Source organism: Gardnerella coleohominis (assembly GCF_002896555.1).
In the GTDB taxonomy this organism is placed as follows: Bacteria; Actinomycetota; Actinomycetes; order Actinomycetales; family Bifidobacteriaceae; genus Bifidobacterium; species Bifidobacterium vaginale_F.
Window position 1 is genome coordinate 190,577 of record NZ_MNLH01000001.1, and the last position, 26,247, is coordinate 216,823.

Annotated in this window: 21 protein-coding genes, 1 tRNA gene and 1 riboswitch; of the genes, 16 read left to right on the forward strand and 6 right to left on the reverse strand. The window is 40.0% G+C overall.

Annotated features, from left to right (window positions below):
* Nucleotides 1-117 precede the first annotated feature (117 nt).
* The 4 genes from thiC to BFS05_RS00690 all read right to left on the reverse strand — a co-directional run bounded on the left by thiC (nt 118) and on the right by BFS05_RS00690 (nt 5,603).
* Nucleotides 118-2,763, reverse strand: coding sequence for a phosphomethylpyrimidine synthase ThiC (gene thiC / locus BFS05_RS00675; RefSeq protein WP_103084155.1), 2,646 nt, complete (start codon nt 2,761-2,763; stop codon nt 118-120).
* A riboswitch (TPP riboswitch) is annotated at nt 2,761-2,871 on the reverse strand. Its footprint overlaps the gene before it by 3 nt.
* A 140-nt stretch (nt 2,872-3,011) precedes the next feature.
* Complete coding sequence (locus tag BFS05_RS00680) at nt 3,012-3,692, reverse strand: methionine ABC transporter permease (protein ID WP_103084156.1); 681 nt, start codon at nt 3,690-3,692, stop codon at nt 3,012-3,014.
* Nucleotides 3,693-3,694: 2 nt separating this feature from the next.
* Nucleotides 3,695-4,531, reverse strand: coding sequence for a methionine ABC transporter ATP-binding protein (locus BFS05_RS00685; RefSeq protein ID WP_103084157.1), 837 nt, complete (start codon nt 4,529-4,531; stop codon nt 3,695-3,697).
* Nucleotides 4,532-4,769: 238 nt separating this feature from the next.
* Nucleotides 4,770-5,603, reverse strand: coding sequence for a MetQ/NlpA family ABC transporter substrate-binding protein (locus BFS05_RS00690; RefSeq protein ID WP_103084158.1), 834 nt, complete (start codon nt 5,601-5,603; stop codon nt 4,770-4,772).
* Nucleotides 5,604-5,969: 366 nt separating this feature from the next.
* On the opposite strand from BFS05_RS00690, the gene BFS05_RS00695 reads away from it, so the two are divergent.
* The 7 genes from BFS05_RS00695 to BFS05_RS00725 all read left to right on the forward strand — a co-directional run bounded on the left by BFS05_RS00695 (nt 5,970) and on the right by BFS05_RS00725 (nt 16,869).
* Nucleotides 5,970-7,667, forward strand: coding sequence for an NAD+ synthase (locus tag BFS05_RS00695; protein WP_103084336.1), 1,698 nt, complete (start codon nt 5,970-5,972; stop codon nt 7,665-7,667).
* A gap of 118 nt (nt 7,668-7,785) precedes the next feature.
* Nucleotides 7,786-10,161, forward strand: coding sequence for a formate C-acetyltransferase (gene pflB, locus BFS05_RS00700; protein WP_103084159.1), 2,376 nt, complete (start codon nt 7,786-7,788; stop codon nt 10,159-10,161).
* Nucleotides 10,162-10,289: 128 nt separating this feature from the next.
* A complete protein-coding gene (pflA, locus tag BFS05_RS00705; protein ID WP_103084160.1) occupies nt 10,290-11,171 on the forward strand; it encodes a pyruvate formate-lyase-activating protein in 882 nt (293 codons plus the stop codon).
* Nucleotides 11,172-11,327: 156 nt separating this feature from the next.
* Complete coding sequence (locus tag BFS05_RS00710; RefSeq protein ID WP_103084161.1) at nt 11,328-12,242, forward strand: hypothetical protein; 915 nt, start codon at nt 11,328-11,330, stop codon at nt 12,240-12,242.
* A gap of 107 nt (nt 12,243-12,349) precedes the next feature.
* Nucleotides 12,350-13,804 (forward strand): HRDC domain-containing protein, encoded by a 1,455-nt coding sequence (locus tag BFS05_RS00715; protein ID WP_103084162.1) that lies wholly within the window; start codon nt 12,350-12,352, stop codon nt 13,802-13,804.
* Nucleotides 13,805-13,857: 53 nt separating this feature from the next.
* A complete protein-coding gene (gene tig, locus BFS05_RS00720) occupies nt 13,858-15,216 on the forward strand; it encodes a trigger factor (RefSeq protein ID WP_103084163.1) in 1,359 nt (452 codons plus the stop codon).
* A gap of 213 nt (nt 15,217-15,429) precedes the next feature.
* Nucleotides 15,430-16,869, forward strand: coding sequence for a chloride channel protein (locus BFS05_RS00725; RefSeq protein ID WP_103084164.1), 1,440 nt, complete (start codon nt 15,430-15,432; stop codon nt 16,867-16,869).
* A gap of 54 nt (nt 16,870-16,923) precedes the next feature.
* Here the strand turns inward: BFS05_RS00725 and BFS05_RS00730 are convergent, their stop codons facing one another.
* Nucleotides 16,924-17,748, reverse strand: coding sequence for a hypothetical protein (locus tag BFS05_RS00730; protein WP_103084165.1), 825 nt, complete (start codon nt 17,746-17,748; stop codon nt 16,924-16,926).
* A gap of 179 nt (nt 17,749-17,927) precedes the next feature.
* Between BFS05_RS00730 and BFS05_RS00735 the strand changes: the two genes are divergently transcribed.
* The 5 genes from BFS05_RS00735 to BFS05_RS00755 all read left to right on the forward strand — a co-directional run bounded on the left by BFS05_RS00735 (nt 17,928) and on the right by BFS05_RS00755 (nt 21,673).
* Nucleotides 17,928-18,539 carry an ATP-dependent Clp protease proteolytic subunit gene (locus tag BFS05_RS00735; protein WP_103084166.1) on the forward strand — a complete coding sequence of 204 codons (612 nt, stop codon included), beginning with the start codon at nt 17,928-17,930 and terminating at the stop codon, nt 18,537-18,539.
* Between the two features lie 5 nt (nt 18,540-18,544).
* The gene (locus tag BFS05_RS00740; protein WP_103084167.1) at nt 18,545-19,243 is read left to right on the forward strand and encodes an ATP-dependent Clp protease proteolytic subunit; all 699 of its coding nucleotides are present in this window, start codon (nt 18,545-18,547) and stop codon (nt 19,241-19,243) included.
* A 159-nt stretch (nt 19,244-19,402) separates the two neighbouring features.
* A tRNA-Arg gene (locus BFS05_RS00745) sits at nt 19,403-19,476 on the forward strand.
* Between the two features lie 140 nt (nt 19,477-19,616).
* On the forward strand, nt 19,617-20,861 hold the full coding sequence (locus BFS05_RS00750) for a Na+/H+ antiporter NhaA (RefSeq protein ID WP_103084168.1): 1,245 nt from the start codon (nt 19,617-19,619) through the stop codon (nt 20,859-20,861).
* A 20-nt stretch (nt 20,862-20,881) separates the two neighbouring features.
* Nucleotides 20,882-21,673, forward strand: a complete 792-nt coding sequence (locus BFS05_RS00755; protein ID WP_103084337.1) for an LOG family protein — start codon at nt 20,882-20,884, stop codon at nt 21,671-21,673.
* 104 nt (nt 21,674-21,777) lie between these two features.
* Here the strand turns inward: BFS05_RS00755 and BFS05_RS00760 are convergent, their stop codons facing one another.
* Nucleotides 21,778-22,830: a succinate dehydrogenase/fumarate reductase iron-sulfur subunit gene (locus tag BFS05_RS00760; protein ID WP_103084169.1), complete on the reverse strand. Its 1,053-nt coding sequence runs from the start codon at nt 22,828-22,830 to the stop codon at nt 21,778-21,780.
* A 96-nt stretch (nt 22,831-22,926) separates the two neighbouring features.
* Between BFS05_RS00760 and BFS05_RS00765 the strand changes: the two genes are divergently transcribed.
* The 4 genes from BFS05_RS00765 to ybeY all read left to right on the forward strand — a co-directional run bounded on the left by BFS05_RS00765 (nt 22,927) and on the right by ybeY (nt 26,168).
* The gene (locus tag BFS05_RS00765; protein ID WP_103084170.1) at nt 22,927-23,724 is read left to right on the forward strand and encodes a 16S rRNA (uracil(1498)-N(3))-methyltransferase; all 798 of its coding nucleotides are present in this window, start codon (nt 22,927-22,929) and stop codon (nt 23,722-23,724) included.
* Between the two features lie 174 nt (nt 23,725-23,898).
* Nucleotides 23,899-24,261, forward strand: a complete 363-nt coding sequence (locus BFS05_RS00770) for a histidine triad nucleotide-binding protein (protein ID WP_103084171.1) — start codon at nt 23,899-23,901, stop codon at nt 24,259-24,261.
* Nucleotides 24,262-24,264: 3 nt separating this feature from the next.
* Nucleotides 24,265-25,626: a PhoH family protein gene (locus tag BFS05_RS00775; RefSeq protein ID WP_258004163.1), complete on the forward strand. Its 1,362-nt coding sequence runs from the start codon at nt 24,265-24,267 to the stop codon at nt 25,624-25,626.
* Between the two features lie 2 nt (nt 25,627-25,628).
* Nucleotides 25,629-26,168, forward strand: a complete 540-nt coding sequence (gene ybeY / locus BFS05_RS00780; protein ID WP_103084172.1) for an rRNA maturation RNase YbeY — start codon at nt 25,629-25,631, stop codon at nt 26,166-26,168.
* Nucleotides 26,169-26,247: the final 79 nt, after the last annotated feature.

Here is a 26,247-nt window from a genome sequence, read left to right on the forward strand (position 1 = left end):
TTTAGAAACTTAAACTAAAGACTCGCTTTGAAATATCAGTAACTTTACTTCTCAGTATCAAAGACTTTAGTTAGGCATATTCTCAACGCAAATATACCTAACTAACATTTTTAAATATCAGATGCTTTGATACAGTGAAGATCCAGCTTCCTGAAACTTCTTACTCATTTCTTTCATGCCGTCTGCAATTGCTTGGCTACGGGCTTCTTCGACGAGCTGCTCTTGCTGAGCTGCTCCACCGAAACGCTTACGAATATTCTGTGAAATAGCCATAGAGCAGAATTTTGGTCCGCACATGGAACAGAAGTGAGCCATTTTTGCTGGCTCTGCCGGAAGCGTTTCATCATGGAAAGCGATAGCGGTATCAGGATCGTAACTTAAATTAAACTGATCCAACCAGCGGAACTCAAAACGAGCCTTACTGATTGCGTTATCGCGATCCATAGCATGCGGATGATGCTTTGCAAGATCAGCCGCATGACAGGCAATCTTATATGCAATTACGCCTTGCTTAACGTCATCTTTATTTGGTAAGCCTAAATGCTCCTTAGGAGTCACATAGCAAAGCATAGCTGTTCCGTAACGTGCGATTTCCACGCCGCCTATTGCTGAAGTAATGTGATCGTATCCTGGAGCTGTATCGGTTGTCAAAGGTCCAAGAGTATAGAATGGAGCATTCTGGCAAATTGCTTTCTCCATCTCGATATTCATACGGACAGTGTCGAATGGTACGTGTCCTGGGCCTTCAATCATCACCTGAACATCATGCTGCCATGCAATCTTAGTAAGCTCTCCAAGAGTCATCAACTCGGAAAGCTGAGCAGCATCGTTAGCATCAGCCAAGCTTCCTGGACGCAAGCCGTCACCCAAAGAGAACGCAACATCGTACTTGGCGAAAATCTCGCATAATTCTTCGAAGTGAGTGTATAAGAAGCTTTCCTGATGGTGTTGCAAGCACCATTCAGCCATAATGGATCCGCCTCGAGAAACAATACCAGTTACGCGATTTGCAGTAAGAGGCACGTAGCGAAGAAGTACACCTGCGTGAATAGTCATGTAGTCAACGCCCTGCTCGCACTGCTCAATAACAGTGTCGCGGAACAATTCCCAGCTGAGCTTAGAAGCGTCATCCTCAACCTTTTCCAAAGCTTGATACATTGGAACAGTGCCAATTGGAACAGGTGAGTTACGCAAAATCCATTCGCGAGTCGTGTGAATATCGTTACCGGTGGAAAGATCCATAACGGTATCCGCGCCCCACTTAGTAGCCCAGGTAAGCTTTTCTACTTCTTCGTCAATAGAAGATGTGACAGCAGAATTGCCCATGTTCGCGTTGAGCTTAGTTAAGAAGCGAGAACCAATAATCATAGGTTCTGCCTCAGGGTGGTTGATATTGCAAGGAATTACTGCACGTCCAGCAGCAAGTTCAGAGCGAACAAGTTCTACATCGCAGTTTTCACGAGTAGCAACATACTGCATTTCTGGAGTGATAATTCCATGACGCGCGTACCACATTTGAGTAATAGGATGATCTACAGCCTTCATTGGCTTATGCATGCGTCCGCGCCACTCTTTTGAAGCTTTACCACGCTTAATAGCACGTTTTCCATCATCCTGAAGATTACGTCTACGACCTTCGTATTCTTCTACGTCTCCACGATCCAAAATCCAATCAAGACGAAGAGGAGCCAAGCCTTCCTTCGGATCGCACTTAGGTCCTTCTGTGTTGTAATCCTTAAATGGTGGGTTAGGGCCAACGCCTGGAGTATCAGAAAGCTTAATTTCTGTATAAGGAACTTCCAAATCGTAAGAACCATACTTATATTCAAAATGAACTGGCGTAGTCTTACGAATATGAGCTTTGTCTCGTTGAGTGCATCCACGAGCAGCTATATCAACTCTTTGCTGTTTTGCTAATTTTGCAGCGTCTTTTGCTTCTTTAGCATTAATAAATGTTGGCTTCTTTTCTTGAGGCTTTTCAGAGTTTTCAGCATTTTCTGGAACGATTACACGCTTGGCATAACCGTGCTTTTCTTCTCCTCGAACAGCTTTCCAGCGCTCAATAAATTCGCTCATAGTTGATTCTGGTGTTTGCGAAGAATACAATGCTTCAGCTACGAACCATCCAGCAGCATTAGTGCGTGCAATCATATCTACATCATCAAGTTGAATTCTTCCGCCAACAAGAACAGGGAAATCACTTGCTTTACAAATCGTATTGATTTTTTCTTCATCAAGCGTTGTATGATTTGCTTCCAACTCGTAAGATGCAGTAGAGTTTTCGCATCCTTCTTCTGGATTATGCATTGCTGTTACGCAAATATAATCAATGCATCCATCTGGAAGTTCGTTAATAACTTTTACAAGGCTTTCGGTTTCTAATGACAAACCTATAACGGCATCTTCGCCTAACAAAGCACGAGCTTCTCTAGGTTCCATATCTCCTTGTGAAAGATGAATACCATCAACTTTAATGCCTTGATTTCTTGCTTGCCATGCTACGTCAACGCGTTCATCAATAACAAAAGTGACCGAGTCGCATTTGTTATTATCTTCGATTATTTGCGCTATATCACGAGCAACAGTTGTGAGTTCCTGGGCATTATCATTATTAGCATGAAGACGTATGAATGTTGCTCCAGCGCGTAAAGCGTCATCAACTACATCAGTGATAGGACGATTACAAGTTTTTGCATCTGCAATAAAGCAGGCGCTGAGGTTAAATTGATTACGCATAGACGCGTATGGATAATTCGAAGTCATACCTAAGTCGTTGCTCCCTACGTTGTATTAACTAACAGGTTCGAAGGGTTAAGTTTTATAAAAACTTATCTCAGCAATCTTCTTGAGAAAGCACCCCTGCAAAAATGTTGTGACTTCTATATTTTACACGAGTACGTGCATTTAATAAGCAATAGGTATGTTGCGATAAAAGATTGCAATTAAAATAAAACTGTCTGAACGATTATTTCGCGCAGACAGTTTGATTAGTTTTAATATATTTGTATTTTTCAGCGTTCGTGATGATTAATTGAACGAGAAATAAAATCTCCCAAGCTTTGCACAATTTGTACGAGAATGACGCAAAGAATAACAGCTACTGTCATTACATCGTATTGATAACGCTGGTATCCGTATCGTATTGCAATATCTCCGAGTCCGCCTGCGCCAACTGTTCCAGCCATTGCAGAGAATCCAAAAAGCGTAATAAATGTAAGTGCAGCTCCGCGAATTAGCGAAGGTAAAGATTCCCATAATAGTACTTTGCAAACAATTTGTAATTTGCTTGCACCAAAGCTTTGTGCTGCTTCAATTAAGCTTCCGTCAACTTCAGCTAAAGATTGCTCAACAACTCTAGCAACGAATGGTGCAGCTGTAATTACCAGAGGCACAATAGCTCCAGGAACCCCAAGAGATGTTCCAACTATAAGACGAGTGAAAGGAATTATTGCAACTAGCAAAATAATAAAAGGCACTGAACGTACGATATTAACAATCCAGCCGAGAACTGTGTTAATTGGCGCGTTAGGACAAATACCTTTTTTGTTTGACGTAATTAGAAGTACGCCAATAGGAAGACCAATAATATACGCAAAAAGTGTTGCAACTGATGTCATTACAAGTGTGTCTTGCACGCCTTCAATAAGTAAGTCGCCGTAGTCATTAATAAATTGTGTAGTAGCTTCTAACATTTTTATTTCACCTCATTGTTAAGCGCGTTTTTAGGTGTGTTTGTTGCCTCATTTGTTGACGCGTTTGCAGACTTGTTTGTAGGTTTTTCGCGATGATTTTCCTGCTTTTCATCCGCAATAAGTGTGCGCAAAATATCGCTTTGTGGATTTGCAAAAAGCGTATCCGTGTCACCCAGTTCCACAATGCGTCCGCCATCAATCATTGCAACTCGATCGCAAATATTACGAGCTACAGCTAACGAATGCGTAATAATAACAAGAGTTACGTTAAGCTCACGGTTAATTTTGCTCAATAAGTTTAGAATCTGTGCAGTAGTTGTTGAATCAAGCGCGCTTGTTGCTTCGTCACAAAGCATTATAGAAGGATTATTAGCTAGCGCTCGCGCAATTGCCACGCGCTGCTGCTGTCCGCCTGAAAGTTGGCTAGGGTAGCGATTTGCAAAATCTTTTAAGCCTACTAAGTCAAGCAAATAGTTTGCGCGTTCTTCTCGTTTCGTTTTTGGAGTGTGGTTCAACTCTAACGGGAACGTTACGTTTCTTAATACTGTGCGCTGCTGGAAAAGGCTAAAATTCTGGAAAATCATGCCAATATTTGTGCGCACTTTTGCAAGTTCTTTATCTTTTACTTCGCTAATATCATTTCCGTCAATAATTATTTTTCCAGAAGTTGGTCGCTCAAGCAGATTCATGCAACGAACTAGCGAAGACTTTCCAGCACCAGAGGAACCAAGAATTCCGAATACTTCTCCCGATTCAATAGTGAAATTAATATCATGTAGTGCTTCATTCGTTTCGCTACCTTTGCCGTAGCTTTTGTGAAGATGTTCAATCTGAATCATGCTTTTCCTTAACAGATTATTGTTTTCGGCGTGAAATATACCAGCGTTTCATATTACGTTACGCACAAGTTATTATCCAGCATCGTATTTAACTGTATTTATTTAACTATATTTATTTATTAGTTAACACTATGACTAGCGCGCGCATTACGTATATTACACTCTTATAAAAATAATGCCGCAAGCGTACATGGAGAATACACATTGCGGCATTATATGGCTACATTGTGAGTATTTTTTAGAAAACAGGAAGTACGGCACCCTTATAAGTTTTAGTAATATAATCGCGCACTTCGCTTGTCTTCAAAGCTTTAAGTAAGGCCTTGATTTTTTTAAAGTTTTCAGAACCCTTCTTTACAACGATAATGTTTTCGTAAGTTTTAGCTGCAACGCCTCCAACTTTTTCTGAAGCAAGTGGGTCTTTAATTGGATTGAAACCAGCCTGAATAGCGTAGTTACCGTTCATAGCAGCAAGGTCTACGTCCTTAATAGCAGTAGGAACTGTTGCTGCTTCAAGCTCTTTAAACTTCAAATTCTTAGGATTTTCAGTAATGTCTTTTGTAGTAGCGTTAATATCATTTGGATTCTTCAACTTAATCAATCCAGCATCTTGCAAAAGAAGCAATGCGCGAGCCTCATTAGTAGGATCATTTGGAACTGCAACAGTTGCGCCATTTGCTAATGCTTTAATTGTCTTGGTTTTTCCTGGATACAATCCAAATGGCTCAAAATGAATTCCACCTACTGAAACAAGGTGAGTGCCTTTTTCCTTATTGAAATTATCAAGATAAGGCAGATGCTGATAATAGTTTGCGTCTACTTCGCCTTCCTCAGTAGCTGTGTTTGGCTGCACGTAGTCAGTAAATTCCTTTACTACTAACTTATAACCCTCTTTTTGCAAAATTGGCTTTACAGCTTTATTTAAGATTTCAGAATGAGGAGTAGGAGAAGCGGCAATTATAATAGTTTTATTATCTTCCTGAGCATTTTTACGTGAACCGCATCCGCCTAAAGTTAATCCGACGAGTGAAGTTAAAGTGATAACTGCTGCAATAATTTTCTTACTATTCATGCGTTTCTCCTTATATCTAAATCTTAGTTATTGCTTTTATTTTTTGTTGTTTTAAATTATTTTGCTTTTTAATTTTTTAATCTTTTTTAATTTTGCTTTTTAATTTGCTCTTTTATTCTTTTGTCTTTTGTTCCCGTCTTCACTTCTTAAGTTTTTTCTTATCTCTTGTTTCTCTGCAATTTTTCCCCTTCGCGAGTAACAAAATCTCAATATATGAGAGAAAATCATTTAACGCTACTGTTTTAATATTTGTATTACTTATGACCAGTTAGAAAACGTTGTAAATAAAGGATAACTAAAAAATATTAAGTGTATAAATTTTGCAATATTATTAGTGATTTTTATTTTTCGATTACACTTATAAGCATGAGTGTAATTCGTTTAGCATTAGCGCAGATTGATACTTGCGTAGGGAATATAGAATCAAACAGTGAAAAGATTTTGCAATACTGCAAAAATTCTAAGAAAAATAACGCGAGCATAGTCGTATTTCCTGAAATGACTTTAACTGGATATCCTATTGAGGATCTTGCATTAAGGAATACTTTTCGTAAAGCTGCTAATAATGCTATATCTTCTCTTGCAAAGCGTTTATGCGAAGAAGAATTGTCCGATTTATACGTAGTAGTTGGAACTGTTGGTTTAGATGAATCCTCAGGTAAGCCACGAAATCGTCTAGTTGTATTACACGACGGGAAAGTTATTCTTCACTACGATAAACACTTCTTACCAAATTATGGAGTTTTTGACGAGTTCAGAATCTTTTCTTCTGGAAATAAGTGCGAAATCCTACAAATTGATGATATGCGTATAGGTTTTGCTATTTGTGAAGATATTTGGCAAGACGGCGGTCCTGTAGCACAATTAGCAAAGAATAAAATTAATGTACTCGTAACTATGAATGGCTCTCCGTATGAAGAAGGCAAAACTGATATTAGAGTCAGATTAGCAAAACAAAGAGCATCTGAAGTTAACGCTCCACTAGTGTACGTAAACCAAGTTGGTGGACAAGATGATTTAGTTTTCGATGGAGGAAGTTTCGTAGTTGACTCTGACGGTACTTTGCTAGAACGATCAGCAATGTTTAAAGAAGATATTTCATACATTGATATCGATTCTTCTGCATCTAAACAAAAAATTTCAACTATTGAAAAAGAATTGGAACCAGACGAAGAAGTATATTGTGCTTGCGTACTTGGACTTCGTGACTACATGCGAAAAAACGGATTTAAAGGTGTTTGCTTAGGTCTTTCTGGAGGAATTGATTCTGCGCTAGTAGCAACAATGGCAGCAGACGCTTGCGGTGGTGAAAACGTATGGGGAATTTCAATGCCAAGCATGTATTCTTCAGATGGATCTAAAGACGATGCGCGCGATTTAGCTGATAGAATCGGCTCTCACTACGACGTGCAACCAATTGAACCGCTTTTTAAAGCTTTCCAGAATCAGCTTGATTTGCAAGGTGTTGCTGCTGAAAATTTGCAAGCTCGAGTACGCGGTGTAATCGTAATGGCATATTCTAATTCAAAAGGATTGCTTGCGCTCGCAACAGGTAATAAGTCAGAACTTGCATGCGGATATTCTACTATTTATGGTGATGCTGTTGGAGGATACGCTCCTATAAAAGATTTGTTTAAAACAAGGGTTTGGGCTCTTTCTCGTTGGCGCAATCGTGCTGCTAAAAATGGTATTGGACTTGGAATGTTGCCAATTGTTGGCGCTGAAGATTTAGAAATTTCGAAAGCTCCTGCAGATGGGATATTAATTCCGGTAAATTCAATTATTAAGCCTCCAAGTGCTGAGCTAAGACCTGGTCAGAAGGATTCAGATTCTTTGCCTGAATACGAATTGCTTGACAGAGTCTTAGAAGCTCATATTGAACTTGCTCATGGTCGTGAAGATTTACTATCTGATGGATTCGATGAGCATACAGTTGACACTGTTATGCGATTAGTTGATCGTGCTGAATGGAAGCGTCGCCAATATCCGCTAGGACCGAAAGTTAGTTCTATTGCTTTTGGTAGAGATAGAAGAATGCCAGTAACAACAGCATTTCGTGAATAAAATGTGATGTATTTCACTAGATTTTTTCCAAAACTGCTCGTGTATGCGTTTGCCTATGTTCTAACATTGTTAGTAATGCAGCGTGAAGATGCGTTGCGAGTACAAAAGGAGTTTTAAAATGACATCTGTTGATGCTTCCGTTCTCAGTGAAGAGGATCTTCGCACCAAGGCGTGGGACGGATTTGAGACCGGCAACTGGCAGAAAGATATTGACGTTCGTGATTTCATTTTGAAGAATTACACTCCATATGAGGGTGACGAAAGCTTCTTGGCAAATGCCACTGAAAAAACGAAGCATATGTGGAAGTATCTTGATGACAACTACTTGGCTGTTGAGCGTGAGCGTCGCGTATACGATGTTGAAACTCATATCCCAGCAGGCATTGATGCAATGCCAGCAGGCTACATTGAAAACCCAGAAGTCGATAACGTAATCGTCGGTTTGCAGACTGATGAGCCTTGCAAGCGCGCTATGATGCCAAACGGTGGTTGGCGTATGGTTGAGCAGGCTATTAAGGAAGCCGGCAAGGAAGTAGATCCTCAAATTAAGAAGATTTTTACTGTTTACCGCAAGACTCATAACGATGGCGTGTTTGGCGTTTACACAAAGAACATTAAGATTGCTCGCCATAACAAGATTTTAACCGGCTTGCCAGATGCTTACGGCCGCGGTCGTATTATTGGCGATTATCGTCGTGTGGCTCTTTATGGCGTGAATATGCTTATTGAGTTCAAGAAGCGCGATAAGGATTCGATTCCATACCGTAACGATTTCACTGAGACTGAAATTGAGCATTGGATTCGTTTCCGTGAAGAGCACGATGAGCAGATTAAAGCTTTGAAGCAGCTTATTAATTTGGGTAATGAGTACGGTTTGGATTTGAGCCGTCCAGCTCAGACTGCTAAGGAAGCCGTTCAGTGGACTTACATGGGCTATCTTGCTTCCGTAAAGAGCCAGGATGGCGCTGCAATGAGCTTTGGTCGCGTTTCTGCATTCTTTGATTGCTACTTTGAGCGCGATTTGAAGGCTGGCTTAATTAACGAAACCGATGCTCAGGAAATCATCGATGCTCTTGTTATGAAGCTTCGCATTGTGCGCTTCTTGCGTACTAAGGATTATGACGCAATCTTCTCTGGTGATCCTTACTGGGCAACTTGGTCTGATGCAGGTTTCAGCGAGGATGGTCGCACTTTCGTAACCAAGACTTCGTTCCGTTTGCTTAACACTTTGACTCTTGAGCATTTGGGACCTGGCCCTGAGCCAAATATCACTATTTTCTGGGATCCAAAGCTTCCAGAAGCTTATAAGCGTTTCTGCGCACGAATCTCTATTGATACTTCTGCAATCCAGTACGAATCCGATAAAGACATTCGTGAGCACTGGGGTGACGATGCTGCTATTGCTTGCTGCGTTTCTCCAATGCGCGTCGGTAAGCAAATGCAGTTCTTCGCAGCTCGTGTGAATTCTGCTAAGGCTTTGCTTTACGCTATTAACGGCGGTCGCGATGAGATGACTGGCATGCAGGTTATCGATAAGGGTGTTGTTGAGCCAATTCGTCCAGAAGCTGATGGCACTCTTGACTACGAGAAGGTTAAGGCCAATTACGAGAAGGCTTTGGAATGGCTTTCTGAGACTTATATTGAGGCTTTGAACATCATCCACTACATGCACGATAAGTATGCTTATGAGTCCATTGAGATGGCTTTGCATGATAGGGAAGTCTACCGTACGCTTGGTTGCGGTATGTCCGGTTTGTCTATTGCTGCAGATTCCTTAGCTGCTTTGAAGTACGCGAAGGTTTATCCAATCTACAACAAGGATGCAAAGACTACTGAAGGTCATGAGTACGAGTACATTGAGGGCGGCGATGACGATTTAATCGTTGGTTACAAGACTGTTGGAGAATTCCCAATTTACGGTAACGACGACGATCGCGCCGATGATTTGGCTAAGTGGGTTGTAAGCACTGTTATGGGTCAGGTAAAGCGTTTGCCTGTTTATCGTAATGCTGTTCCAACTCAGTCCATCTTGACCATTACTTCTAACGTTGAATACGGTAAGAATACTGGTTCCTTCCCATCTGGCCATAAGAAGGGCACTCCGTATGCTCCAGGTGCAAATCCAGAAAATGGTATGGATGCACACGGTATGCTTCCATCCATGTTCTCCGTTGGTAAGATTGACTACGATGACGCTCTCGATGGAATTTCGCTTACTAATACAATCACTCCTGATGGCTTAGGTCGCGATGAAGACGAGCGAATTGGTAATCTTGTAGGTATTTTGGATGCTGGAAACGGTCACGGCTTGTATCACGCAAACATCAACGTTTTGCGTAAGGAACAGCTTGAAGACGCTGTTGAGCATCCAGAAAAGTACCCACATCTTACGGTTCGAGTTTCTGGCTATGCAGTGAACTTTGTAAAGCTCACTAAGGAGCAGCAGCTCGATGTTATTTCTCGTACATTCCATCAGGGATCTGTTACAGAGTAATAAGAGTGATAAGAGTAACGAGAGTAAAATAAAACGCTTGTAATTATTTGCTAGTGTTTATGAGCCGCCGGGGGTAGGTGTTACTCCCGGCGGTTTTCAAAAAATCTACTATTCAGGAGGGCTGCCCGATGGTTGAAAATACAGCGTTTCGTACAACAACTCAGCATATGCTGAAAGAGTCGAAAGAGTATGCTCGTCAAACTTTAATGGGTGGTCTTTCTGGATTTGAGTCACCAATTGGTCTGGATCGTAAAGATCGCCTGGTAGCTCTTAAAACTGGCGATATTGGGTTCGTGCATTCGTGGGATATTAACACTTCTGTTGATGGCCCTGGCACTCGTATGACTGTTTTTATGAGTGGCTGCCCACTTCGCTGTCAGTATTGCCAAAATCCTGATACTTGGAAAATGCGTGACGGTAAGCCGGTTTATTTGGATGCGATGATTAAAAAAGTGGATCGTTATCAAAGTCTTTTTAAAGCAACAGGCGGAGGTATCACTTTTTCTGGCGGCGAATCCATGATGCAGCCAGCTTTTGTATCTAGAGTCTTTCGTGCTGCAAAAGAGATGGGCGTTCATACTTGCTTAGATACTTCAGGTTTTTTGAATCGCAATTATACTGACGAAATGATTGAAGACATTGATCTTTGTCTTCTTGACGTTAAATCAGGCACTGAAGAAACGTATAAAGAAGTTACTGGTGGATTGCTTCAGCCAACTATTGATTTTGGTCAGCGATTGGCGAAGGCTGGTAAGAAGATTTGGGTGCGTTTTGTACTTGTCCCAGGTTTGACTTCCAGCGAAGAAAATGTTGAAAAAGTTGCAGAGATTTGCGATTCGTTTGGGGATGCTGTTGAGCATATTGACGTGCTTGGTTTCCATCAACTAGGCCGCCCAAAGTGGCATGAGCTTCGAATTCCGTACCCTCTTGAGAATCAGAAAGGGCCTTCTAAAGCACTTAAAGAGCGAGTTGTAAACCAGTTCAAAGACCACGGTTTCGTAGTGTATTAAATCTAAATATGCGCATTGAATTGCCGAAGTGTTTAAATTATATTGCTCTGTAAGTTGTAATAATTCTGTTAAGAGCGTATTTTTCTATATTTATATTTTTTTGTTTATGATAGTATTTCAATAATATTCAATATTGCATAGGCAAAGGAGCTTATCGTGAAGAAGTTGAAGGAATTGAAGGAATACTGTACATGGAATCGTGCGCATACTGTGGCCTCGATTGCTGTTATTGTTTCGCTTATTTTTTATGTGATTGTTCTTGCTTCCGCTCCATATGCGTTGGTGCATAATCGTAATTTAAGTATTTCAGTTACGTGTGGTCCAGCAGTTTTACTTGTTGTAATATTTTTTGTTATTCAATCGTTATTCTCTATGTTGCGTTCTAGAAGTTTAACGTTGCCAATAATTACATCTATATTAAGCGTGTTATGTGGCATACTTTTCGACATTTTTCTTGCGTTTTACCCTTATGCAGGAGATAAGCTTTCTTTCGGATTGTTAATACTTGTGCTTCTATCTATTGCTTTTGCAGGAATTATTGGTACTTGGGTTGGTTACGCCTTTGGATATTACGTTTTGGATGCTGTTAAAGAGTATTGCTTGAGTAAAACAGATTTTATGAAAGAAGATAGTTGGATTTCTAAGCATAAGATTCTTGCTGGCTGCTGGTTTACTTTAGTTATTGGCTATATTGCTTCTACAGTACTCGTGCTATTGAGCGATGGAATAGGTATTATGATTTCGCTCATGATATTCCCATTCTTGCTTATGGCTGGAGTGTCCGTGTGCGCTGCCATGGCTGGCAAAGGCGGATGGATTGTGTTACTTGTAGGTATTATTTATGACGCGCTTTTAGTGTGTTTTGCAGTGCCTTTGCATCTTCTTGGTTTACCATGCGGTTCTAAGAATTTAGCTGAGAACGTGTGCTTTAGTATTGGCTCAATATCGTTAAGATTCTTCTATATGGATGCTTCATATTTCCTTAGTGCAATGCTTCCAACCTTAGTTATAAGCGTATTAGGTTTTGCGATTACGCGAGGAATACTATTGTTGCGTAAATCTCGTAATTAGGATAGCTAGTTGCGTTACTCGCTGTAGCAATGTGCAAACTATGTGTGTAATATTGCATATAGTTTTTAAATGCATGTGTTTGCTAAGCGTACAATCGGGAGGCGTTCTTGAACGAGGAACCAAAGCTTTTAAAAGAGCCTAGAGAAGGAGTTCCAGAAGTCATTGATACGCTTGAAGCATATAAAGATTATTGTAGCTTGTTGGCAGCAGGCTCAGGTCCTTTAGCTGCAGATGCCGAGCGAGCTTCCGGTTTTAGATATGGTCATGAAGATTGGCTGATTCAGTTTAAACGCAAAGGTGCAGGAATCGGGTTACTGGATCCAATAGAACTTACAAAACTTGGAGCTGATTGGAATGAATTTAACAAGGCTGTAGGAGATGCGCCTTGGATTATTCACGATTCAATGCAAGATTTGCCAGGATTTTTTGATATTGGTTTGCGCCCTCGTGCTTTATTCGATACTGAGATTGCGGCTAAATTACTTGGAAGAAAGCGCTTCGGTTTAAGCTCTGTAACTGAATATTATTTGGGTCTTACTCTTGCAAAAGAACATTCTGCAGCGGATTGGTCTTACCGCCCACTTCCTAGAGATTGGCGAAATTACGCGGCTTTAGACGTTGAATTGCTAATCGAATTAGAAGAAGTAATGCGTGCGGAACTTAAAAAGCAGGGCAAGCTTTTATGGGCTGAAGAAGAATTTGCTCACTTGTTGATAGCTGGAGAAAAAAAGAAAGCTAAGCATCCTCGTCCATGGCTTCGAATATCTCATATAAGCGTTCTTATGCACGATAAGATCGGATTAATGATAGCTAAAGAGCTGTGGCAAAAAAGAGATGAGCTTGCAAGACGATACGACATTGCTCCAACGCTATTGCTTTCTGACGCTGCAATTATTGAAGCAAGTAAGCGTAAGCCAAACAATTCCAGGTCTTTCCGTTCAATTCGTATTCTTAATGAGAGAGTTCGAATTCATACTGGGTGTGAGCAAGATAAGATGTTCGAGCGATATGCTCCAATTCAGCGTAAAATCAAGCCAAATGTTTGGAAGCTCGTTATTGAAGAAGCTATTTCTAAAGCTAAAAGTGGCATAGACGCAATGAGTATTGATTCTGATTCAAACAGCTCTAGTAGTAGCTCTAATACCAATAATTTCGATAATTCTGGCTGTTCCGGTAATAAATCTTCAACTGACGATGCCGATAGTGATTGTTTTAAGAACAATAATGAAGATAAATTTATTGAAAAATCTGAAGAGGATATGAATAATTTTGAGTCTTCATATTTACAAGAGACTCAAGGCGCGCCAAAGTCAATGAAATATTGGCGAGAGCATCATCCTAAACGTTTTGCATTGTTGAAAAAAGTAAAGGCTGTTGTTATGAGCATATCTGAAGATACTCATACTCCGACAGATATACTAATTAAACCTCAAATAATTCGTAGCCTTTGTTGGACTGATAATCCTAAGAATATTGACGTTCATTCATTTCTTATTGAGCAAGGCGCTAGAGATTGGCAGGCCGATTTAATTTCTGAGTCCGTGACTCGCGCTATCATATAACGGTTGTGCCATATGGCAGAAGCTAGAAAAACGTAATTTCAGGAGCATGAAGCGTGAAAATCAGCGTCAGGAATCTTGAGCCAACTAAAGTTAAGCTCACCATTACCGTAGAACTCGAAGAATTCAAGCCTTACTTGGATGAGGCTCGTCAGGAAATTGCCAAGCAGATTAACGTGCCAGGCTTCCGTAAGGGTCATGTACCAGGGAAGATTGTAGATCAGCGTGTCGGCTTCGGCGCAGTTGCCGGTGAGGCTGTGAATTCTGCTGTCCCAGAGCTTTATTCTAAGGCTTTGGAAGAAAAGAAGATTAGTCCTATGGACCAGCCAGAGTTCGAAGTTCAAGAAGTGCCAACAAGCGCCAACGGTGACGAAAAGTTAAAGTTTGTTGCTACAGTCGAGCGTCGCCCAGAGTTCAAGTTGAACAAGTTTAAGGGTGTCGAAATTGAAGTTGAAAAGCCTGAAGTAACTGATGAAGATGTAAACGCTCGTCTTGAAGCGTTGCGTCATCGTTTCGCAACACTTGTTGGTGTAGATCGCCCAATTCAGAAGGGTGATTTTGCTAATATCGACTATACTTCTTCGTTCGGTGACGATGTGGTAGCAAGCAGCGAAGGCGAAAGCATCGAAGTTGGTGCTAATCGTGTTCTTAAAGCAATGGATGAGGCATTGGAAGGCCTTTCTGCTGGTGAAGAAGCCATTTTCGAGACTGATGAGTATAAGAATAGCAAGCATGAAGGCGAAAAAGCTCAGGTTAAGGTTAAGGTTAATTCCGTAAAGACTCAGGAATTGCCAGAGCTTAACGATGATTTCGCTCAGGAAGCTTCCGAATTCGATACTTTGGATGAGCTTAAGGCTGATATTCGCAAGTCTTGCGAGCAGTCTAATGAAGGCCGTCAAGCGACTATTGCTCGCGATGCTTTCATTGCTAAGATTCAGGAAGAAGTTGAAATTCCTGTGCCAAAGGGTGTTAAGGATAAGGCCGTTTCTGAGCATCTTAAGGGCATGACTCCAGATCCTGAGAAGGCTACTGATGAGCAGAAGGAAGAAGCTGAAAAGGCTGCAGAGAAGGAAATTCGCGATCAGATGGTTCTTGATGCTTTGTCTGAAAGCCTTGATGTTTCCGTTTCTCAAGCTGATGTTACTAACTTCTTGATTTCTGTTGCTCAGCAGTATGGTATGGATCCAAGCCAGTTCATTAACGCAATCGTCCGTAATGGTCAGCTTGGTTCTGCAGTGCAGGAAGTTGCTCGTTCTAAGGGCTTGATTGCTGGTATGCGCGCTGTGAAGTTTGTTTCTAATGGTGAAACAATTGACTTGAGTGCATTCCTTTCTGAAGAAGAAGATCCTTCTGAGGACGAAAGCGTGAAGGCTGCTTCTAAGGCTGCAGAAGTCGCTGACGAGCTTTCCAAGTAGAAGTATAACTAATTTTTCTACGCTGTTACTTAAGTAACAGCTCTGAGTAAGACCTAGCGGAAGTATTTTCTGCCGGGTCTTACTTATATTTTATTTATCTTATTTATTTTATATATGTTTTACTTATATATTCGTTTTCGTATATTTGTAATGTAATCTCATATAAATGTGATCTTAAATTTGATCTCATATAATTTAGTGAAAGTATAAATAATGAAAAGTACTAGCAAAACTAATGCAACGAATCTCAGTTGCAATAGCAAAACAGCGCTTTTTAGGTTTATAAATTTTGCTTTCCTAATTTTATCTGTTATTTTCATTGGCATCATTACCGGCTTAGGCGCAACAGCTCTTACGTTTATTCTTTATGCAGTACAATATCTTGCTTTTGGATCAATTGAATCTGCTAAAAACACTGTATTTTCGGAGCTTCCGTGGTATCGTTACGTGCTATCTTGCACGATTGCGATGACTATTGCTAGCATAGCTTGGTATTTTTTGCGCAAGAGAGAAAATCCTCCTCGCATTGTCACAATTCCGCAAGCTGTTGACGGAAGCAATATGCCAATTTTTTCTACTATCGCGCATGTTTTGTTACAAATCGGCATTGTTGGTTCTGGGATTTCAATCGGCAGGGAAGTAGCTCCGCGAGAATTGGCTTCAATGATTGCTCAGCGTTACAGTAGTATTTTTCATATATCTGCTAAAACTCAGCGCGTACTCATTGCCTCTGCTGCAGGCGCTGGTTTGTCTGCAGTATATCATGCTCCTTTAGCTGGCACTGTGCTTGCTTTAGGTTTGCTTAGTAAAACTCAAGGCCTTGGTTTTTACGCATGGCTAAATCGTGAAAATGGTCCTGTAGAAGTTAATGTAATTAAAAATATTTCGCGTTCGGAGCGCTTGTATTGCTTGCCTTTTGCGCTTGTTATGAATTATATTGCTACGCTTGTTGTTGAATTTTTAATGCATCATTCTAGCTACTACAATATTTCGCAATTTTCGTGTGCGATTTCTTGGCAAATTTGTGCTTTAGCTGTTGTTGTTGGTGCTGCGTGCGGCTTAGTTGGTTACGTTTTTCGATTGGGTATTATTTGGTGTCGCACTCATGCTTTGCGCGGCGTAAAAATGCTTTGTTTTATGCCTGTAGCTGGCTTAGTTATTGGTATCGCAGCTTGCTGGTTTCCACATATTATGGGGAATGGTAGGTCACTTTCTCAATTTGCGTTTTCTATGTCTAGCTTTCCGTATGCGGTAGATAGCTCTAACATTATGATTATTTTGTTGCTTCTTGCAATGATGAAAATGTTTATGACTTTGCTTGTTTTGCGCTGCGGTGCTTCTGGAGGCGTGCTACAACCAAGTATTTCAACCGGCGCTTGTATTGGGCTGATTGTAGGCGTTATAAGTATAAAACTTCCGCTAATTGGTAGCGCAATATCAAATCAGCCTAATGTCTTGATAATTGCTGCGATTTTTGGCGCTGCAAGCCTATTGACTGCTAGCAGAAAATCCTTATGGTTTGCGCTTTTACTGGTGGCGCAATTAGTGAATGTTCCGCTTATTATGATTATTCCGATGGTTATTGCTTGTGCTGCTGCTTGCGCTGCTGCGCAAAGTATAATGCTACTGTCAAAAACTTTTAGTAGAAAATAAAAATATGCGCCTTTGTTTATTTAATGATAACAGAGGCGCATATTATATTATTTACTAATTAGCGAGGTAGTCTTTATCAGTAATAAAACCGCCATCATCATTTAGCAAAGTGTAGTGTAAATGTATTGGAGAACTAATCTTACTTTTAATTTCTTCTGCTGATGGAAATATTCTTGAGAAGTTATTAGAAGATGAAGCAACTTGATCTCTTAACAATGAAATGTCTTCGTCAGGTACGTGATATTTGAATTGCACAGTCAGATTAAGCGTATCACCTTTAGCTTCAATTTTTGTGGAGAAGTCACTATCATTACTCATTCTATCATTGAAATCCTTCACTTCTGAAGGGTGGCAATTTAGATATTCTTCAATATTTGCGCTTTTTTCTGCAGAGCAATTGTAATGTGGTTTAAAGAAGATATTCGTTATTAAAAATCCGCCGACTGATAGTGCAATTACTGCTGCCACTATCGCTGCTAAACCAATAAAAATATTTCGTTTATTTAAAATACTTGTTTTTGCTGTATTTTGATATTGGTTTGACGCATAGTTGTTTACTGGCTGTTGACTATTTTGATATATGTTTGTTTGATATCCATTATTAGGATTTACGTTATTCTGGTAACTGTTTGTTGAATTCCAGCTGTTTTGGTACCCATTGTTCTGGTACCCGTTATTTTGGTATGAATTGTCTGGATAAGAATTGTTTTGGTATCCATTGTTCTGGTATCCGTTATTCTGATAAGCGTTATTTTGATATTCGCTGTTTTGATACCCATTGTTCTGGTATGAATTTTCTGGATAACCGTTGTTTTGATAGCCGTTATTTGTTTTTGCATCCGGAGAATAATTATTGTTTGGCAAGTTGTTGGAATCCATGACTTCTCCTCTATGAGTTGATAAGTTATCTAAAAATATACTAAATGTTGCATACTTGTGGCAACAGAATGAGTAAAAAATATGTGTAAAAGATTGTGTTTGTTTCACGGATAATATGTTTTAATACAGTCACGAGCACACGATAATGTAGAAACAATTGACAAATTGAAGGAGATAAAGTGACCAACTTGCTTACAACTTCTCCTGTGATGGAACAGGGTGAAGCGCCATCCCAAACTGATTCGATTTTTAACAGGTTATTAAAAGATCGTATTATTTGGCTTGGTTCCGAAGTTAAAGACGAGAATGCAAATGTTATTTGCGCTCAAATGTTAATGCTTGCAGCAGAAGACCCTAAGAAAGATATTTGGTTGTATATTAATTCTCCAGGCGGTTCTATTACAGCAGGTATGGCGATTTACGATACAATGCAACTTATTGAACCAGATGTTGCAACTATTGCTGTAGGTATGGCTGCTTCTATGGGTCAGTTCTTGTTAAGCTCTGGCACTCCTGGAAAGCGTTTTATCACTTCTCATGCTCGCGTGCTTATGCACCAGCCTTCTGGTGGTGTTGGTGGTACAGCTACTGATGTGAGAATCAATGCTGAATTGATTATGGATATGAAGAAGACGCTTTCTGAGCTTACTGCACAGCAAACTGGCCATACTGTTGAAGAAATATATCGAGATAACGAATATGACCATTGGTTTACTGCACAGCAAGCTTTGGAATATGGTTTCGTTGATAAGATTGTGACCACACCGGCTTCAATGCGAGGTGAGGAGTAGTTATTATGGCAAGTGAAGAAGCAAAGTTCGTTGCGCGAGCACAACGTTTAGCTGGTTTTGGCGGTATTTCTTCAAGTCAGAGAATTACGAATCGTTATGTTTTACCGCAATTTGGAGAGCAAACTCCTTATGGTATGAAAACTCAGGATCCGTATACTAAGCTTTTTGAAGATCGTATTATTTTCATGGGCGTTCAAGTGGACGATACATCTGCTGACGATATTATGGCTCAGCTTTTGGTTTTGGAAAGCATGGATCCTAATCGTGATGTGATGATGTATATTAATTCTCCAGGCGGTTCCATGACTGCTATGACTGCTATTTATGACACGATGCAATATATCAGTCCTGATGTTCAAACAGTTTGCTTAGGTCAAGCTGCTTCTGCTGCAGCTATTTTGCTTGCTGCAGGTACTTCTGGAAAGCGTATGATTTTGCCTAATGCACGCGTTTTGATTCATCAACCAGCTATGGGGCAAGATTTCGGTAAGGCTACAGAAATCGAGTTGCAAGCAAAAGAAATGCTTAGGTTGCGTGAATGGTTAGAAAATACTCTTGCTAAGCATACTGGTCAGGATATTGATCGTATTCGTAAAGATATTGAGGTTGATACTATTTTGACTGCTCCTCAAGCAAAAGAATATGGCATTGTCGATCAAGTTTTAGAGCATAGAGATAAAAGCTATACTCGTGATAACTTCTAACTTCAAATTTTAATAATAGAATCTAAATAGCGAGAAAAGTTAGAAGATTTCTATGAACACAAATCCTGGCGACACGCCGGGGTTTGTGTTTTTGTTTTATAAGTTGTATATTAGTCAAGTTGCCGGAAACAAGGACATGGTTCTTGAGGCTGGAAACATGCGCCAGTAGCCCAACGGATTAGAGCATCTGACTACGGATCAGAAGGTTGCAGGTTCGAATCCTGTCTGGCGCACAAATTAATCGCGGTGCGTTTGTGCCGCGATTTTTTTATTATCATGTTACTGACTCGCTCGGTTTATCCCTTTAAGTTATACTAAAAAGTGCTGTAAATTTGATTATTTAGCGAATAGGTTTGAAGGGAATAGTTAAGATATGTTACGCAGTTGGAGAATAGTTCGCAATATAGCTAATAATGAGCGATTATCTGGCTTAATTATGCTAGCTTTTGCTCTTACTGGCTTGTTGTTGGCAAATATTCCTATAACTGCGCCTGTTTTTGAAGCAATCTCGCACACTAATGTTGGCATACCTTATACCAACATCAACATGTCTATTGGCCATTGGGTGCAAGACGGTTTGCTTACTATTTTCTTCCTTACTGTTGGCTTGGATCTGAAACATGAGTTAGTAGCTGGATCGTTATCTGATCCTCGCGCAGCTGCAATGCCTATGATTTGTGCAGTTGGCGGTATGATTATGCCTCCAATATTATTCGTGTGCACAGTTACGCTTTTTTCAGAGTTTCATGCAGATCAAGAAATCATGCGTCTTACTTCTGGCGCTCTTCCATCTCTTGAAATGGTAAGAGATGGCTGGGCTATTCCTACTGCAACAGATATCGCATTTTCTTTAGCTGTTTTGGCGCTGTTTGCTAAAGCACTACCTAAGGCTTTAAGAGCCTTTTTAATGACTTTGGCTACTGTTGACGATCTTCTGGGAATTGCTTTAATAGCTATTTTCTTCTCATCGTTGAAAGATTGGTATTGGTTTGTAGGCGTAATTCTTTGCGGATTAGTTTGGACTATGTTAGTTCGTCTTAAAAAAGTTCCATGGATTTTAGTTGCAATAGTAGGTATTCTTGCGTGGATTATGATGTATCAGGCAGGTGTTCATCCAACTTTGGCGGGTGTTATGGTTGGCTTATTTACTCCTGCACATTTGGTTCATGGGGAAAAGTCTTTGAGAGCTGAACGATATCGTGAAAAGATCCAGCCTCTTTCTTCGCTTTTCGCTTTGCCAATATTCGCACTATTTGCCACTGGTGTCCATTTTGAAACCTTAACTTGGCAATTATTTATTTCTCCTATTGTTATTGCAATAACTGTTGCTTTAGTTATTGGTAAGCCTTTGGGCATTATGCTTACAGCTTTTGTCGCTAAGAACTTTATTGGATTAAAAGTTCCAGATAACTTAAAAGTATTCGATTTATTACCTACTGCGTGTGCTTGCGGCATAGGATTTACTGTGTCACTTCTTATAGCCTCTCTAGCTTATTCTGACGCTGATCTTTCTGGAGAAGCAAGATTTGGAGTACTTGTTGCTTCTCTTATTGCTGCAGGAGTTTCAGGCGCACTTCTGTATAGTCAATCAAAGCGAATGGAAAAATCTAAGGAGTGAATGTTTTGGAAGCAGATAATATGATTTCGGAAAATTCTTCTAAAGATGTACCGCCTTGGAACGATACGTATTATCGTGGAGCTGCGATATTAAAAGGTCCTATGATTCCTAATGAGAGTAGTACTGAAATATTATTAAAGCACGATTTCGATACCTGCAATAATTGCGAGAAATACTGGCGTAATGCTGATCCTTGGCGTGCTTTGCGCATACAAGCAGAGTTTGTTGATGGTTTTGATGCTCTTTCTGGTTTAGGTGCAGCTGTTAGCATATTTGGTTCTGCTCGAGTTAAAGAAAATGAGCCTGAATATTCTGCTGCTCGACTTATGGGTGAGCAATTAGTGAAACGCGGGTTCGCGGTTATTACTGGTGGCGGTCCTGGAATTATGGAGGCTGCTAATCGTGGAGCTGCTGAATCTGGCGGAACTTCAGTTGGTCTTGGTATTGAACTTCCACATGAGCAAAACTTGAATAAGTGGGTTAATTTAGGAATGCAATTTAGATATTTCTTTGTGCGCAAAACCATGTTTATGAAATATTCTTCTGGAATTATTGTATGTCCGGGCGGTTTTGGCACTATGGATGAAATGTTTGAAGCTTTAACACTTGTTCAAACGCATAAAGTTGCAAAAGTTCCTGTGGTTCTTTTTGGTAGCTCATATTGGAATGGTCTTATAGATTGGCTGAAAAATAGTGTTATGAGTAGAGGATTTATTTCTTCGATTGATCCGAATCTTCTAGCTATTACTGATGATCCTATAGAGGCTGTGCGCATTGCTTCCGGAGCCGATGCTTCCGAAGCTGAGAAGTAAGAAATAGAGTTAATGAATAGTGGTAAGAAGTAGGAAATAGCAGCAAAAGTAGCGTTAAGAAATATGAGTTATATAGTTATTTATTTTGCTAGCAAATTAATTAACTAATCTTGAGCTTTACGTTCGTTTACAAGTGTTGTAAGCTGCCAAATCTCTTCGCCTATGTCAATTCCGCGAGGGCACTGTCTAGAGCAGGCTCTAACCGACTGGCATGCGCTTATTCCATCGCTGCCGTCAATCAAATCTAAGCGGTGCTCTGTTTTGCTGTCTCTAGAATCGTAAATGAATCGTGCTGCATTAATTAAAGCAGCTGGACCAATGAATGCTTCTCCGCCTGCATAAATTGGGCATATTCCTTCGCATGCTCCGCACATAATGCAATTGCTTAAAAGTTCAAATTTTTGAAGTTCTTCAGGATTTTGCAAGAACTCAATAAGCTCGAGTTTTCCTTCGTTATTTCTTGTAGGAATGTTTGCAGCTTGCAAATAAGGTTCTAAACGTTTTATTTGCGCAATCATAGGTGAAATATCGCATATAAGATCGCGTTGAACGCTAAATCCCGAAAGTGGAGATAGTTCAATAATGCCAAAGCTGTTATTTTGTGCGGAAATAGCTTCTTTAGATTTTTGCTGCAAAATTGGCGATTTTTCCGCCTGCGCATTACTGCTTGTAGTGCCTGTTTTTCTAAATCCGCGAGATTGTACATTAGAGTTTATTTCAGGACGTGCGTTTGCTCCGATTGTTGCGCTACATAGAAGCGTTGGCATACCGTTTACGTTTGCTGCATCTGAGCCGCACACTCCGTGTCCACATGAGTAACGAAAAGCTAGAGTTGGATCGATTGTGCGTTTAATAGTAAGCAAGCAGTCAAGAATTGTATCTGTTGAATGAACTCGTAAATTATAATCTTGAGTCCAATGCTTGCCTTGAATACGTTTTGCAGAAGGTTTAGAAAATTCTGAAGATTCATCTATATTTTTTTCAGAAGAATCCACTTTTGCAAAAGGATTGCTTCTTTTTCTGCGAGCAAAAGGACTTTCTCTACGTTTGCGCACATTTTGAGTATTATCATCTTCATCATTTACTTGAGAAAATGGCATAAAACGCGAAATACGTAAGGTAACAAGCGCAGTGCTATCGCTAAAATTATCAGTCATTGCGCTTTACCTCCAATACGTACTATTCTAGTTTGCCACAATACTTGCACAGAACCATTTTTAGAGTTGGTGCAGCCTTAAGGTTAGGCTTGAACTATGACTGACGCTTTATTTTTATTAGATATCGATCATGATGATGCGCCTATATTGGCTAATGGCATTGAGGAGGGCTGGACTTTACAATTGCCAGCTCGTATAAAACGTCATGCTATATCTGCTATGAGGTTAAAATCTGGAGATGCTTTACAGCTTTCTGACGGAAAAGGTTTGAGAATTCACGCTACAGTTACAGATGAAGAAAATGGTTTAGTTAAGGTTAATTCATTTTTAAGAGAGCCTCGTACAACTACTCGTCTAGCTCTTGTTCAAGCATTGGCTAAAACAGGTCATGATGAGCAGGCGATTGATATGGCAACTCAAATTGGAGTAGATGAGATAATTCCTTGGTGCTCAGATAGATCTATTGCAAAATGGAAGCAAGGGCGCAGCGATAAGCGGTGGAATCAAGTTTTGCAATCTGCAACTGAACAATCTCGTAGAGCTTGGATTCCTGAGCTAGGTGATTGCGTATCAAGCAAAAATGTTGTTGCAATATGCAGACGAGCATGTGTTTATGGAAATTTGGTTATAGTTTTGCATCAAGATGCTACTGATTCTTGGAGTCAAATCGAATCTTATGTAAATAATCTTACAGATCGTTGTCTTTCCGATGGCCGCGAGCGCACTGTGTATGTGTTAGTTGGCCCTGAAGGTGGAATAAGCGAAGATGAAGTGTCAATGTTTGTTGATGCCGGAGCTAAAAGCTGTGTGTTAGGCAGTAATATTCTTAGAGCATCTGCAGCAGGTCCTGTAGCGCTTTCATTGCTTTCTCGCGTTTTAGGCCGTTATGAGTGATTTATATGGATGATTTAAATGAGCGATTGATGTAGATGATTGATATAAATGATTGATATAAATACAAATATTTATAAATAAAATGTGTAGTTTTGTGTAGAATAATAAGAAGTATGCTTCATGCGTAAGCATAAGCATTTGATTGTGTTATGAGCAAAATATAAGGGGAGAATCATGAGTGATATTAAGTATCATACTGAAAGTGATTGCATTTTTTGTAAGATTATTGCTGGCGAAATTCCAAGCAGTAGAGTTTATGAAGATGACACACTCGTAGCTTTTAAAGATATTAATCCGCAAGCAAAAGTGCATGTGTTGATTGTTCCTAGAAATCATTATAAGAATGTTGCTGAGCTTGCTAGCAAATCTCCTGAGACTTTGGCTCATATTGCTGAGGTTGCGCAAAATATTGCAAATGATGCATTCCATGGTGATTACCGACTTGTGTTTAATACTGGTCTTGATGCTGGTCAAACAGTTTTCCATGTGCATGCGCATGTGCTGACTGGCGAAAAATTGGTAGAAGGTAGTTTGTAAATCGTGACAAAAAATACTACGCGCATTGTTCATATTCCTAGCGAATTGAATTCAGTTGCAGTTTTAGGTGCTGCTGATGCTCATTTGCGTTATGTTGAAAGCGCTTTTCCTTCAGTAGATATTAGCGTTCATGGTCAGGATGTTCGTATCGTATCTCATTATGCTCGTAGCGAGGAAGATGCTTCGAAGGCACAGTATGCTTTACAGCGAATGATTGATGCAGCTTATGAGCATCCTATGGATTCGTATGAAGTAAAAAGAATGCTAGAGCGAGATATTTTACGCAACGATGAACATAATGTGCGTATTGATCGTATTGGTCATAATGGTGGTGTGCTTGCAAATAGTTTAAGTGCATCATCTTATAGCGTTAACAATTCTGCTTCACGTTCAGAAAATGAATTTTCAAGAGATTCAAGCGAATTTTTGCCTTCTAGTGAAGAAGCGCATCGCCGTGCTATGAGTAGAAGAGCTCGCATGAGTAAGGGCGTTATTACTTTTGCAGGAGGAAATCCTGTGCGCGCGAAAACAGCTGGTCAAACCCAATACGTACAAGCAATGGATTGCAATATTGTAACGTTTGGTATTGGTCCAGCTGGAACAGGTAAAACATATTTAGCAGTTGCTAAAGCTGTTCGCGCATTAGAAGATGGCAGAGTTCGTAGGATTGTTTTAACACGTCCTGCTGTTGAAGCTGGAGAAAGCTTGGGCTTTTTGCCTGGAACACTAAACGATAAAGTTGATCCTTATTTAAGACCGCTTTATGATGCTCTTTCAGATATGCTTGGGCCATCTCAATTAAAACGCTATTTGGATGAAAATATTGTTGAAGTTGCTCCTCTTGCATATATGCGAGGTCGCACGTTAAACGATGCTTTTGTTATTCTTGATGAAGCTCAAAATGCTACTGTGCAGCAGTTAAAGATGTTTTTAACGCGTCTCGGATTTAATACTACTATGGTTATTACTGGAGATATAACTCAAGTTGATCTTGCTGTTCCGAAATCTGGTTTGCTTTCAATTGAGCGCATTTTAGACAGTGTAAAAGATATAGCTTTTGTTCATTTGCATGCTGATGATGTTGTTCGCCATGCGTTAGTGGGACGTATAGTAGAAGCATATGATCGATATGATTCATTTGTAGAGCGTAAAAGACTTGAGCGCAATCAAAAAGCGCCTTTTAAAAAAGAAGATCAGCGAGTTAATGATCATCGCTTTAATGCCCAGAGCGTACATGAACAGCGCGATAATGAGCAGGATCCTAATATGCAGCGTGTTCAAGAACAATATGATATTGAACAGCTCGGTGATGTAAATATTGAATCTAAAATTTCTGAAAGTGCTCACGAGAGGAATAATGAGTAATCATGAGCGTTGATGTTATGAATGAAACAGTATGGAATATTGATCCTAAAATTTTTTCTGATCTTGGAATGTGGGTTTTACAAAAGATGCGTGTAAGTACGCAATCTGATTTATCAATTACTTTTGTTGATCCTGAGCCAATCGCTAGCTTGCATGAGCGATGGATGAATTTAGAAGGACCAACAGATGTCATGAGTTTCCCAATGGATGAGCTTACTCCTGGAAGCGATGATAAAGTATCTGAAGGCATGCTTGGTGACTTAGTGATTTGCCCTTGGGTGGCACAGCAGCAAGCGTTAGCTGCAGGTCATAGCACAATGGAAGAAATGCTTTTATTAACTATTCATGGCATGCTTCATCTTCTTGGATATGATCACACTACGCCGGATGAAGAAAAGCAAATGTTTGGTTTGCAACGTCAGCTATTGCTTACTTTCTTTGCAGCTAGATCTGGAGAACTTTATGACGCAACTCTTCCTGAAGGCGCTGTGAATGAATTAGATTTATACGATAAAAATCATTCAGACTCTAGAAAAAAGTAAGCGTGCAAAATAACGTGCAAAGTAAGCGGCAAAATAACAGTCAAAGGCGATGATGAGAATTGACGAACTTGTTTGAAAG

Bases quoted from the DNA above. Each gene is read 5' to 3' on its own strand.
- thiC (WP_103084155.1), bottom strand. From the start codon at position 2,763: ATGACTTCGAATTATCCATACGCGTCTATGCGTAATCAATTTAACCTC.
- BFS05_RS00680 (WP_103084156.1), bottom strand. From the start codon at position 3,692: ATGTTAGAAGCTACTACACAATTTATTAATGACTACGGCGACTTACTT.
- BFS05_RS00685 (WP_103084157.1), bottom strand. From the start codon at position 4,531: ATGATTCAGATTGAACATCTTCACAAAAGCTACGGCAAAGGTAGCGAA.
- BFS05_RS00690 (WP_103084158.1), bottom strand. From the start codon at position 5,603: ATGAATAGTAAGAAAATTATTGCAGCAGTTATCACTTTAACTTCACTC.
- BFS05_RS00695 (WP_103084336.1), top strand. From the start codon at position 5,970: ATGAGTGTAATTCGTTTAGCATTAGCGCAGATTGATACTTGCGTAGGG.
- pflB (WP_103084159.1), top strand. From the start codon at position 7,786: ATGACATCTGTTGATGCTTCCGTTCTCAGTGAAGAGGATCTTCGCACC.
- pflA (WP_103084160.1), top strand. From the start codon at position 10,290: ATGGTTGAAAATACAGCGTTTCGTACAACAACTCAGCATATGCTGAAA.
- BFS05_RS00725 (WP_103084164.1), top strand. From the start codon at position 15,430: ATGAAAAGTACTAGCAAAACTAATGCAACGAATCTCAGTTGCAATAGC.
- BFS05_RS00730 (WP_103084165.1), bottom strand. From the start codon at position 17,748: ATGGATTCCAACAACTTGCCAAACAATAATTATTCTCCGGATGCAAAA.
- BFS05_RS00740 (WP_103084167.1), top strand. From the start codon at position 18,545: ATGGCAAGTGAAGAAGCAAAGTTCGTTGCGCGAGCACAACGTTTAGCT.
- BFS05_RS00750 (WP_103084168.1), top strand. From the start codon at position 19,617: ATGTTACGCAGTTGGAGAATAGTTCGCAATATAGCTAATAATGAGCGA.
- BFS05_RS00755 (WP_103084337.1), top strand. From the start codon at position 20,882: ATGATTTCGGAAAATTCTTCTAAAGATGTACCGCCTTGGAACGATACG.
- BFS05_RS00760 (WP_103084169.1), bottom strand. From the start codon at position 22,830: ATGACTGATAATTTTAGCGATAGCACTGCGCTTGTTACCTTACGTATT.
- BFS05_RS00765 (WP_103084170.1), top strand. From the start codon at position 22,927: ATGACTGACGCTTTATTTTTATTAGATATCGATCATGATGATGCGCCT.
- BFS05_RS00770 (WP_103084171.1), top strand. From the start codon at position 23,899: ATGAGTGATATTAAGTATCATACTGAAAGTGATTGCATTTTTTGTAAG.
- ybeY (WP_103084172.1), top strand. From the start codon at position 25,629: ATGAGCGTTGATGTTATGAATGAAACAGTATGGAATATTGATCCTAAA.